15 protein-coding genes are annotated in these 11,218 nt (G+C 32.9%); 6 read left to right on the top strand and 9 right to left on the bottom strand.

What is annotated here, in order from left to right; translation table 11 throughout:
* Positions 1–39: 39 nt before the first annotated feature.
* The gene (locus DK508_RS18650; protein WP_109302294.1) at positions 40–1,227 is read right to left on the bottom strand and encodes a HAMP domain-containing sensor histidine kinase; all 1,188 of its coding nucleotides are present in this window, start codon (positions 1,225–1,227) and stop codon (positions 40–42) included.
* Positions 1,228–1,362: 135 nt separating this feature from the next.
* On the opposite strand from DK508_RS18650, the gene DK508_RS18655 reads away from it, so the two are divergent.
* From DK508_RS18655 to upp, 4 genes are all read left to right on the top strand, one after another.
* Complete coding sequence (locus DK508_RS18655) at positions 1,363–2,235, top strand: flavin reductase family protein (protein ID WP_109302295.1); 873 nt, start codon at positions 1,363–1,365, stop codon at positions 2,233–2,235.
* Between the two features lie 13 nt (positions 2,236–2,248).
* Entirely contained in the window at positions 2,249–2,635 is a 387-nt protein-coding gene (locus DK508_RS18660) for a DUF3127 domain-containing protein (RefSeq protein WP_109302296.1), read from the top strand.
* 223 nt (positions 2,636–2,858) lie between these two features.
* Complete coding sequence (gene aat / locus DK508_RS18665) at positions 2,859–3,497, top strand: leucyl/phenylalanyl-tRNA--protein transferase (RefSeq protein WP_109302297.1); 639 nt, start codon at positions 2,859–2,861, stop codon at positions 3,495–3,497.
* A 45-nt stretch (positions 3,498–3,542) separates the two neighbouring features.
* Positions 3,543–4,196 (top strand): uracil phosphoribosyltransferase, encoded by a 654-nt coding sequence (gene upp, locus DK508_RS18670; protein WP_109302298.1) that lies wholly within the window; start codon positions 3,543–3,545, stop codon positions 4,194–4,196.
* 3 nt (positions 4,197–4,199) lie between these two features.
* Here upp and DK508_RS18675 read toward each other — a convergent pair whose 3' ends face one another.
* Positions 4,200–4,763 (bottom strand): DNA-3-methyladenine glycosylase I, encoded by a 564-nt coding sequence (locus DK508_RS18675; RefSeq protein ID WP_109302299.1) that lies wholly within the window; start codon positions 4,761–4,763, stop codon positions 4,200–4,202.
* Positions 4,764–4,869: 106 nt separating this feature from the next.
* Here DK508_RS18675 and DK508_RS18680 point away from each other — a divergent pair, with 106 nt between their 5' ends.
* Positions 4,870–5,481, top strand: coding sequence for a thioredoxin family protein (locus tag DK508_RS18680; protein WP_200831888.1), 612 nt, complete (start codon positions 4,870–4,872; stop codon positions 5,479–5,481).
* A 14-nt stretch (positions 5,482–5,495) separates the two neighbouring features.
* On the opposite strand, the gene DK508_RS18685 is transcribed toward DK508_RS18680, so the two are convergent.
* The 7 genes from DK508_RS18685 to DK508_RS18715 all read right to left on the bottom strand — a co-directional run bounded on the left by DK508_RS18685 (position 5,496) and on the right by DK508_RS18715 (position 10,164).
* Positions 5,496–6,185, bottom strand: a complete 690-nt coding sequence (locus tag DK508_RS18685; protein WP_109302300.1) for a hypothetical protein — start codon at positions 6,183–6,185, stop codon at positions 5,496–5,498.
* 33 nt (positions 6,186–6,218) lie between these two features.
* Entirely contained in the window at positions 6,219–6,926 is a 708-nt protein-coding gene (gene truB / locus DK508_RS18690) for a tRNA pseudouridine(55) synthase TruB (protein WP_109302301.1), read from the bottom strand.
* A gap of 9 nt (positions 6,927–6,935) precedes the next feature.
* Positions 6,936–7,730, bottom strand: a complete 795-nt coding sequence (locus DK508_RS18695; protein WP_109302302.1) for an undecaprenyl-diphosphate phosphatase — start codon at positions 7,728–7,730, stop codon at positions 6,936–6,938.
* Between the two features lie 65 nt (positions 7,731–7,795).
* The gene (locus DK508_RS18700) at positions 7,796–8,059 is read right to left on the bottom strand and encodes a DUF3098 domain-containing protein (RefSeq protein WP_109302303.1); all 264 of its coding nucleotides are present in this window, start codon (positions 8,057–8,059) and stop codon (positions 7,796–7,798) included.
* Positions 8,040–8,447: a hypothetical protein gene (locus DK508_RS18705; RefSeq protein ID WP_109302304.1), complete on the bottom strand. Its 408-nt coding sequence runs from the start codon at positions 8,445–8,447 to the stop codon at positions 8,040–8,042. The genes DK508_RS18700 and DK508_RS18705 overlap by 20 nt, the downstream gene beginning before the upstream one ends.
* 1 nt (position 8,448) lies before the next feature.
* Entirely contained in the window at positions 8,449–9,276 is an 828-nt protein-coding gene (gene lgt / locus DK508_RS18710) for a prolipoprotein diacylglyceryl transferase (RefSeq protein ID WP_109302305.1), read from the bottom strand.
* Between the two features lie 9 nt (positions 9,277–9,285).
* Positions 9,286–10,164 carry an ABC transporter permease gene (locus DK508_RS18715; RefSeq protein ID WP_109302306.1) on the bottom strand — a complete coding sequence of 293 codons (879 nt, stop codon included), beginning with the start codon at positions 10,162–10,164 and terminating at the stop codon, positions 9,286–9,288.
* Positions 10,165–10,272: 108 nt separating this feature from the next.
* Here DK508_RS18715 and DK508_RS18720 point away from each other — a divergent pair, with 108 nt between their 5' ends.
* A complete protein-coding gene (locus DK508_RS18720) occupies positions 10,273–11,205 on the top strand; it encodes a ketopantoate reductase family protein (RefSeq protein ID WP_109302307.1) in 933 nt (310 codons plus the stop codon).
* The last annotated feature ends 13 nt before the right edge of the window (positions 11,206–11,218 follow it).

Raw genomic sequence — 11,218 nt, forward strand, 5'->3', positions numbered from 1 at the left:
TTGGATTTGGAACTATATAACGCGCCCAAAAGGAGATTGTTATACTTTAGTTCCAATTTTGAGAAGAGTAATCTGAAAAGTGGTCCCTTTGCCAATATCCGATCTAAGCACCTTTATTCTTCCAGAATGATACTCTTCTATTATCCTTTTGGCAAGGGATAGCCCTAAGCCCCAACCCCGGCTTTTGGATGTATAACCGGGCTCAAATATTTTAGTGAATTTACTTTTAGGGATACCTTTACCCGTATCTTTTATTCTTATAAAAACACGTTTAGCATCTTCGGTAAGATCTATTTTAAGGTCTCCTTTCCCACGCATTGCGTCTATAGCATTTTTAACAAGGTTTTCGATAGTCCAGCTATATAATTGAGAGTTTAAAGAAACGTAAATTGGATTTTGTGGCAAGTCTAGTGAGAAATGGATTAACTTAGAGCTTCTAGACTGTAAATATGTATATGCGTTTCGAGTTTCTTCATTGATATCCACCTCTTCAAGATTAGGAATAGACCCTATTTTAGAAAACCGTTCGGTGATTACTTTCAATCTTGAAATATCTTTTTCAATTTCAACAATATACTCAGGATTTACATTCTCAACCTTCAAAATTTCATTCCACCCTACTAGTGATGATAATGGTGTACCTATCTGATGAGCTGTTTCTTTTGCCATACCTGCCCATAGTTTGTTTTGTTCACTAGCTTTAGAAGTTGTAAAAAAGAAATAAATTACCCCGATCAATAAAAACAAGATTAAAGCTATGGCAATAGGATAATATTTAAGTTTGTTTAAAACATCAGAATGGCCGTAGTATATATATTGCACCGTGTCTTTCAAATCTAATTCGATAGGATCGTTTTCTGATTTTATTTTTTTAAGATAAGATTTAAGTTTTGATTCATTATTAATTACATTTTCAGATAGGTTTTGAAAATAACTGGGATCAGGTTTACCTATGGTGTCTCGTATAAAATCTCCTTTAGAATCTGTAATAATGATGGGTATAGATTGATTAGTACCACCAATTAAAAGTACCAAATCAAGATAATCATCAGATTGCTCACTATTAAAAGCTTTTTGTGATTGAGCCCAAATTTCAATCTTAGTACGTTCATCGTCCTTAAATCGTTGTAAGAATAATGATGTATTCCATAGCACTAGGATAGTGATCACCATAACGGCTATGATAATGAAATAGCTTGAAAAATTACGCTCGTCTGAGAAATTCATATAGACTTGTTAACTAAATCCTAAATATAAACGTTTTTAAACAATATTATTGTTTATATATAGAATACTAAAACGTATTGTTATTCTAATTAAGAGGTAAAACTTTACTTATCTTTGTTCAAGATAAAATAAAATATGATTACAATTGATCCTTCGGTAGTCACTACCGGAAAATTACATGGTTTTATGCTTGGAGCAATAGGTCCAAGGCCGATTGCATTTGCAAGTACAGTTGATGAAAATGGTAATCCAAATTTATCACCGTTTAGTTTTTTTAATGTATTTAGTGCTAATCCACCTATTCTTATTTTTTCTCCTGCGAGAAGGGTAAGAGATAATACGAGTAAACATACACTAGAAAATGCAGATGTAACCAAAGAAGTAGTCATAAACATTGTTAATTATGATATTGTACAGCAGATGTCATTATCCAGCACAGAATATGCTAAGGAAGTAAATGAGTTTGTAAAAGCAGGATTAAGTATGAAACCCTCAGAAAGGGTTACACCTTATCGTGTGGCAGAATCACCAGTGCAGTTTGAATGTAAAGTAAATGAAATTATACCTATGGGAGATCAAGGTGGAGCAGGTAATCTTATTATTTGTGAAGTTTTGTTGATGCATATTGATGAGAAAATCCTTGATGAAAATGGAAAAATTGATCAACATAAAATTGATCAGGTTGCCCGAATGGGTGGTAATTGGTATACAAGAGCAAATTTGGGAATGTTTGAAGTGCCTAAACCCCTAAGCACAATTGGTATGGGTATTGATGAATTGCCAGAAGAAATAAGGAATAGCAATGTTTTTACAGGTAATGATCTCGGTAAACTAGCTAATATTGAGAGTATACCAGAAAAAGAGGAAGCCTTAACATTTGTTAATAACAAAGAGGATATTAAGCTTAAAATTCAACAGGCTAACCAGATAGAAATTCATAAATTTGCGAAGCAATATCTAGATCGGGATGATATGGATACTGCTTGGAACATATTAGCAGCAAAATAATAATACATTAAAGATGGAAGTACAAGGTAAAGTAAAGATGATTGGTGAGACTCAAACCTTTGGTAGCAATGGTTTTAGAAAGAGAGAAGTAGTGGTGACTACAGAAGAACAATATCCACAACATATATTAGTAGAATTTATCCAAGACAAATGTGATCTTTTAAACTCTTTTCAGGTAGGTCATGATGTAAAAATTAGTATTAATTTACGTGGTCGTGAATGGGTAAACCCTCAAGGAGAAACAAAATATTTTAACTCTATCCAAGGATGGAGAATAGAAAGTTTACAAGCCGCAGCGGCAGGTGCACCTCCTTCTGCTATTCCTCCAGTACCGCCAGCAGATGCATTCGAACCTGCAAGTGATTTGTCTGAGGAGGATCATGACGATCTTCCATTTTAAGGAGCAGAAGAATATAAAAGATTAGTATAGATAGAAGCAAAAAGTCCGATATTTCAATATCGGACTTTTCATATTGTGGTTTAGGTTAACCTTTTAATAAAACTCAAAAAAGCAATGATGAACAAAATTTATCTTAAAAGGTCCTAACAAATATTGTGAATTTTTTGGTCAATTCAAACAACTGATTGATATTTAACGTTGTATATACCTATATAATTATATTTTGTTTATTCTTACAGAATCCATAGTGTTTCCACCTACCGATTATACTGATGATGATGGGTTATTGGCATTGGGAGGAGATCTTTCGATAGATAGATTACTAACAGCATATCGCAATGGTATTTTTCCTTGGTACAGTGATGGGCAACCTATTTTGTGGTTTTGCCCAGATCCAAGAATGGTTTTGTTTCCAGATGAGCTTAAAGTTAGTAAGAGTATGAAACAAATTATTCGAAAAAAACAATTTACAGCTACTTTTAATACAGATTTTAAGCAGGTTATTCAAAACTGTGCAGATGTTAAGCGTTCCGATCAAGAAGGAACATGGATAACTAATGCAATGCAGGATGCATATAAAAAATTGTTTGATTTAGGATATGTAATCTCTGTCGAAGTTTGGGAAAATTCGAACCTTGTTGGGGGATTATACGGGGTATGGTTAGAAGATAAAAAAGTGTTTTGCGGAGAAAGTATGTTTTCTAAAGTTAGTAATGCCTCAAAATATGGGTTTATTACTTTAGTGGATTGGCTGAAACAAAAAGAGGTGAAAATTATAGATTGTCAAGTGCATACGAATCATTTGGCTAGTTTGGGTGCAAAAGAAATTGGAAGAGAAGAATTTTTAAAATTTTTGAAGTAAATTCATTTAACGCTAATTTTTTGGTGTTTTTAAAATACAACTACTATGATTATTCATGACTTGGAGTTAGAAAATTCTGTTTTAAATCAATTCGTTTTAGAATTAAGGGATGTCGATTTACAGCGAGATACTTTGCGATTTAGAAAAAATATAGAACGTATAGGTGAGATTTTGGGTTATGAATTAAGTAAAGTATTAGATTATCAAAGCAAAACCGCACAAACCCCATTGGGTAGTAAAACTATTTTGGTTCCCGAAAATGATATTGTTTTGTGTGCTATACTAAGAGCAGGGTTGCCACTACACCAAGGTCTTTTAAATTACTTTGATAAAGCCGAAAATGCGTTTATATCTGCTTATAGACAACATGAAAATGATCAAGATGATTTTGAAGTGATTGTGAAGTATTTGGCTTCTCCGTCGTTGCAAGGTAAAACCTTAATTTTAATTGATCCTATGCTTGCTACTGGTAAAACATTGGAGAATACTTTCAAAGCTATGAAGGCACATGGCGTACCTAAACATATTCATATTGTATCTGTAATTGGGTCGAATCAAGGAGTAGCCTATGCGCAAACTATATTTCCTGAAAATACTCACCTTTGGATAGCGGCTATCGACGAAAAATTAAACTCTAAAAGCTATATTATTCCAGGTCTAGGTGATGCAGGAGATTTAGCATATGGAGTGAAATTATAAGATTTATACTTCATTGTATCTAAAGCAATCTATTACATGATCATTGACCATTCCAATAGCTTGCATAAATGCATACATCACAGTAGAACCTACAAATTTAAATCCTCTTTTTTTGAGGTCTTTACTAATTGTATCTGAGATCTCTGTTGTGGCTGGGCAATCTTTATGATGTTTATAGTTATTTTGGATCGGTTTCCCATGTACAAATCCCCAAATATAATTGTCAAAACTCCCAAATTCTTTTTGGATTTTTATGAAGTTTTGTGCATTTGATATAGCCGAATTTATTTTTAATTTATTCCGAATAATACCAGCATTTTGTAATAGTTCTTCTTTTTTTGCTTCGTCATACGTAGCAATGATGTTGTAGTCAAAATTATCAAACGCTACTTTAAAATTTTCCCGCTTCCTTAAAATAGTAATCCAACTTAGTCCGGCTTGAAATGTTTCTAGAATCAAAAATTCGAATAGCAATTGTTCATCATGCAATGGTGTACCCCATTCGGTATCGTGATAAGATTCGTATAATGTATCTCCAATGCACCAACCACATCTATGTTTTGTCATGATCTAAGTTTTAAGGTATAAATATATTACTTTCGCAAAGAAACATATCGTTTGTAAGTTTTAAAGATAATAAACGTCCTATATCATAACATTTAGGAAAAGATTTATGGAAACAATGACCACCAAAATAAACGAATTAATAGAAAACGGAATTGCAGATTCTTATACATATCAAGAATATAAAAAACTGGTAAGTGATTTACTGGTAGAGAGTAAGTCTACAGGGAATGAACAATCTGAAGCGTTGACCAATTATAGTATGTTGAACGATCGTAGAATGAAACGATTGGATAAAACTATTAAAATTGATGATGCTGTAAAAGAAGCTTTTTCTGCTTCAAGAACTAATGTAACTTGGGTAGTGCTAACTGAAGGATGGTGTGGCGATGCTGCTCAATCATTGCCAGTTATTAATAAATTGGCTGAGTTAAACGAAGGTATAGATTTAAAAATTGTATCTAGGGATAATCATGATGAGTTAATGAGTAATTTTTTAACAAACGGAGGGAAATCAATACCGAAATTAATTGCTTACGATTCTCAGAATAAAAAAGTGATAAATACATGGGGACCAAGACCATCTGTGGCAACCAAAATGGTTAACGATTATAAGGCTCAGCATGGTGGCTTAGATCCACAATTCAAAGAAGATTTACAGATTTGGTATAATAAAAATAAAGGAGTAAACGTTGCAGAGGATTTATTAAAACTAATCTAATAATAACAGTTTAGTTAATTTGAGTAATTAAAGTAGTACGTAATAGATCCTTCTTGTTTTTCTTGATCAGATCGAGAAAACAAAGCTTGTCTTGCATAGTCCATTGCATTATCAAATAAGCATTCGTTACGAGTGGTAGATCTTTTTTTATCTACTTTAGTATCTATTACGTATCCATTTGGATTTACTTCTATTTTTACAACCACCTTACCGCTACCATTACATGTATAAACTGGATTAGGTAGATCAATAGATTTTCTGTTTTTTAAATTGTAAGTAAGAGAACTATTTCGATTATTACTTTCTTTTCCTTCTGGTTCTACATCTTCTTTTTTAGGATCTTCACCTTTTATCTTTTCTTCTATTGGGACTTCACCTTCGCTTGTTTGTGTTTCTTCGTCTTGCGAGATTTGTTCAGTTTCCATTAACGATTTGATTCGTTCTTCTATTTCGTCATGATCTTCAAAGTCTTCATTATATGCAGAATGTGTTCTTTTCGAGGCAATTAAATCACGAGCTTCTTCGGGTTGAGCTTCTTCTTCAGGTTGTTCTTCTTCGGCAAGAAATTCTTCGGGAATCTCCATAAGTATTTCAGATTGCTCTTTTTGTTTCTTAATCATATTAATATTGTACAAACTAAGAACAACAATTCCCATCAACATTGATGTGATAATCAGGGCTTTATGCTTTTCTATAAATTCCATAGGTATCTATAACTACTTTTATTAAACAATATTTTACGCAGTTTCGATTTTTGTTGATAACTGATTTTCAAAAGATTGAATAGTAGTAGCATCTTCTACAGAAAATGTTCCTATTCGTGTTCTTTTAAGTGCAGTTAAGTGAGCCCCACTTTTTAGTTTCTTACCAAAATCATGTGCTAATGATCGTATATATGTTCCTTTACTACAAACCACTCTAAAATCTATTTCAGGTATTGCTATCCTTGTGATTTCAAATTCGTCTATGGTAATTTTTCGAGCATCTATTTTTACATCTTCACCTTCTCGAGCGTACTCATATAATCGTTTTCCATCCTTTTTTAAGGCTGAGAAAACGGGAGGATACTGTTCTATTTCTCCGATAAAATGAGATGTACTTTCTTTAATTAAACTTTCTGAAATATGATCGACCGGAAAGGTCTGATTTATTTCGGTTTCAAGATCATAAGAAGGAGTAGTTGCTCCCAAAGTTATGGTTCCTGTATATTCTTTTGCCTGACCCTGAAATTCTTGAATACGTTTGGTAAACTTACCTGTGCATATGATCAATAATCCAGATGCTAGAGGATCTAAGGTGCCAGCATGCCCCACTTTGATTTTTTTGATCTTAAAGTTTTTTCGAATTAGCCAACGTAGTTTGTTTACAACCTGGAAAGATGTCCATTGCAACGGCTTATCGATCAAAATAATTTGACCGTTTTTATAGTCTTGTTCGGTTAGCATTATAGGGGCCTATTTAATAAAACCAAAACTGATGGCTAATACACCAACAAGAATACAATATACGGCAAAATAAGTTAATTTACTCTTTTTGACTAAAGAAATCATCCATGTACAGGCAAAAAGCCCAGAGATAAATGCAGCAACAAAGCCTAGTGCAATAGGAAGACTGTTTTCTGATGAAAAAGTAAGATCACCGCTTAGGACATCTTTTGCTATCTTACCAAAAATTAAAGGAATAACCATAAGAAAAGAAAATCGAGCTGCTTTGGTTTTATCATTTCCTAATAAAACCGAAGTAGAGATTGTAGCACCACTTCTAGAAATTCCTGGTAACATGGCAATAGCCTGAGCGATACCAATTACTAAGGCGTTACTATTACTTACAGATTTGCGTGTACTCTTGGCCTTGTCAGCAAACCATAATAAGGCTGCTGTTATTAGTAACATGAATCCAACAAACATAATATTGCTCCCAAAAAGTTGTTCCAGGTATTCTTCAAAAAACAAACCTACTAATACTGCGGGAATCATAGAGATGATGATTTTTAAAGAAAAAAGAGTTTCTTCATTTTTTTTGAATTGTAATAATCCTTTAATGATGACCCAAATATCTTTTCTAAAAACAACAATAGTACTTAATGCCGTGGCAAAATGTAGTACAACAGTAAAAAGTAAGGATTCTTCGGGTATACTAGTGTCTCCTAATATTGCTTTTCCTAACTCGAGATGACCGCTTGAAGAAACGGGTAAAAACTCTGTGAGGCCTTGAATTATACCCAGAATGATTGCATCAAAAATTTCCATGTAAGCTTAAAATGTTTTCTTAAATTGGATACAAATATAGAATTACAAAAAGAGAAATAATCCAGTTACTCTTTTTTCTTGTTCGGATTTAATAAAATAGCATAAATTTCAATTCCAAAACCAATTAAAACGATTGCAGGAGCTAATCTGATTCTTCTAAAGTTGTAGATTTCTGGATTAAAAACATTAGGATCATCACTCCCTCCACCGGCCATAAGAATAAAGCCAAGAGCGATAACTGCAATTCCTATTGCCATCATAATGTAATTCTTTTTCCTGAATACAAAATCGGGTTTAGGAGGCATATTTTTATTGGATTGTTTTTTCATGCTTGTCGTTATTAATCTCGTTATAAATTACCTTGTTATTGATCATGATTTTTGAGACATGTCCCATATTACTATCCCGGGTAAATATAGTCCATCTTTTGATAGGATACAAAGTAACGGTTTTGTTCAGGATATTAGATTGAATTTGTTCAATAGTTAATCCATATTCTAATCCTCTATTAATATAATAGTAATGATTATCATTCTCTAATGTAATTACAATGTCAAAACCGGGTCCTTCTTTTATGTCAGTTACTGTACCCTTAATTTTCATAACATCATTGGGTTGCACATTTCTTACAGGTCTAAAAGTTTGTACCATACTCCACATAAATACTAGAAAAAGTACAAAAACAATCGAAAACCATATTTTACCAACTTTTTCCATCTTAAATAGTGGTGATTTTAGGGTAAATTTTATGTAAGAATAGTAAAAGTATACCTATTAATATAAAAGGAATACTTAATATTTGCCCCATGTTTAAGGTCATTTGATCTTCAAAAGAAACTTGATTCTCTTTAAAGAACTCTATAAAAAATCGAGCTGTAAATAATAGTGATAATAATACACCAAGTACCATCCCTTTATTCTGGATAATATTAGTTTTTTTGTAGAGATACCATAATAAAGCAAGGATCAAGATATATGAAAAAGCTTCGTATAATTGAGTTGGATGTCTAGGGATCAGGTCATCTAGCATAAATATAACTCCAAAATCACTACCAGTAGGTTTTCCATAAATCTCAGAATTCATGAAGTTTCCAAAACGAATAAAAGCTGCAGTGATTGGGGTTACAATCGCAATTCGATCTAAAACCCAAAACAAAGAGGTATTGTGTTTTCGAGAGTATATAATTATGGATAATATGGCTCCAATACTTCCACCGTGACTTGCTAAACCAGTATAGCCAGTAAAATGCCAACTCCCATCTGTGATTTTAAAAGGCAAAAATATCTCTAGAGGATGTTCAGAGAAATATTCAAAATCATAAAAAAGGCAATGTCCTAATCGCATGCCAGCAAATACTCCTACAAATAAATACGTAGAAAGCTTGTCAAGATTTTCAGTAGGAATACCTTCTGACTTATATATGTATTGAGCTAATTTGTATGATAAAATTAATCCTGTTACAAATAACAGCCCATAATATTTTAATGGGAACGTCCCAAACAAGGTTATAATTTCGGGGTCAACATTCCATTCAATAGGTCCCATAAGAATAAATTAATAGTATAATTCGTCGGTTCTTAGATTTAAGAATCGCTGCGTAGCAAAAAATGTACTAATCCAGGTAATGAGTACTCCAATTCCAAATACTCCCATAAAGAGTATAATAAGTAAGATTTTGTCATCCAATAAGGATAGTTCAGGAAAAGTCTTGTTTAGGTAATACAATACCACGGCAACTCCTATCAAAGCAACAATCGCTCCTATCATTCCTAAGCGTACACTTTTCCATACAAAAGGTTTGCGTATAAACCTTTTTGTAGCCCCCACCATTTGCATGGTTTTTATAATAAATCTTTTAGAATATACAGATAGCCGAATTGAGCTATTGATTAGTAATACCGCTATAAAAGTAAAAATGCCGCTGATAAGTAGTACCCAAAAACTAATTCGTTTAATATTATCATTTAATAATGATATTAATGGCTTGTCATAGATTACTTCATCTACAAAATTCTTCTTGGTGATTGAGGTGGTGATGCCTTCAATTTTAACAGCATCCACAAAATCCGCTTTTAGATATACATCAATCGAGTTTTGCAGCGGATTATACCCTAAGAAGTCCATGAAATTTTCACCAATATCCTTACTGTGCTCTTCGGCAGCTTCGTCCTTTGAGATAAAAGTAGTGGATTTAGTGTATTCTGCCAGAGCCAGAGTTTTCTCGAGCTGTTTTATTTCAACATCTTTAGCGGTGTCTTTTAAATAGATAGTAAGTGCTATTTTTTCCTTAAAATGGTCAGCTACTTTTTTAGTGTTTAATACGAGTAACCCTAGTAATCCTAATAAAAATAACACCAACGAAATACTAATAACCACAGAAAAGTAAGAAGAAATTAGTCGTCGTTTTTGATATTTTTCGAAGGAAGAGCTCATAGGTAACCTGATTTTCGGGTAAAAATAATAAAGAATAGTTAATTAACTTTGGTTTATATACGAATAACGTATACTTGAAAATATTCTTGTCTATAAAATAGTTTTAATATGCATATAGTTATTATTGGAGTTGGTGGAGTTGGCGGGTATTTTGGAGGGAAAATCTCAAATTCGGGGCAAAAAGTTAGTTTGATCGCTCGAGGAAAACATTTACAAGCCATTCAAAAAAATGGATTACATATTAAAAGTATTGATGGAGATTTTGTAGCGAATCCTTTTAAGGCTACGGATTCTATAGATGATGTAGAAAAAGCAGATCTTGTATTAATATGCACAAAGTCGTGGCAGGTTATTGAAGCAGCAAAATTAATCAAGCCTATATTACATAAGGATACTATTGTCATTCCGTTGCAGAATGGTGCAGATAATGCAGAAAAAATACTTTCGGTTTTGGATCATAAGCATGTATTGGGTGGGTTGTGCAAAATTTATAGTAAAATAGAGGCTCCAGGTATTGTTTCTCATTTTGGACATCAACCCGAGATAGTTTTTGGGGAATTAGATAGTAGCGAAACGAGTAGATTGCACCTCGTTAAAAAAGTATTTGATGATGCTGGATTAAGCAGTGTTATTTCACAAGATATCAATGCAGATATTTGGAAAAAATTTATGTTCATTGCAACAGTAAGTGGCTTAGGGGCTTTGAGTAGAGCTACTATAGGAGAAATGTATCACAACGCAAGGCTTAATGAAATATTAAAGCAAACCGCACAAGAGATGTATAAGATAGCTATCGCTAAACAAGTGAATCTGCCAGAGAGTATTGTAGAGAATATTATGCATTTTATTGGCAAACAGCCTTATGATTCTACAGCATCAACACAACGAGACATTATGGAAGGTAGACCATCAGAGTTAGAAAACTTTAATGGTTTTATAGTTAAAGAAGGAGAGAGATTGGGGATTCTTACACCAGTAAATACATTTATTTATAGTTGTTTACAACCTGCAGAAGCCAAAGCAAGGTTAGCTAAAAACTAAAACAAAAAAGCAT

The sequence above is a fragment of the Aquimarina sp. AU474 genome (assembly GCF_900312815.1).
Lineage (GTDB): Bacteria > Bacteroidota > Bacteroidia > Flavobacteriales > Flavobacteriaceae > Aquimarina.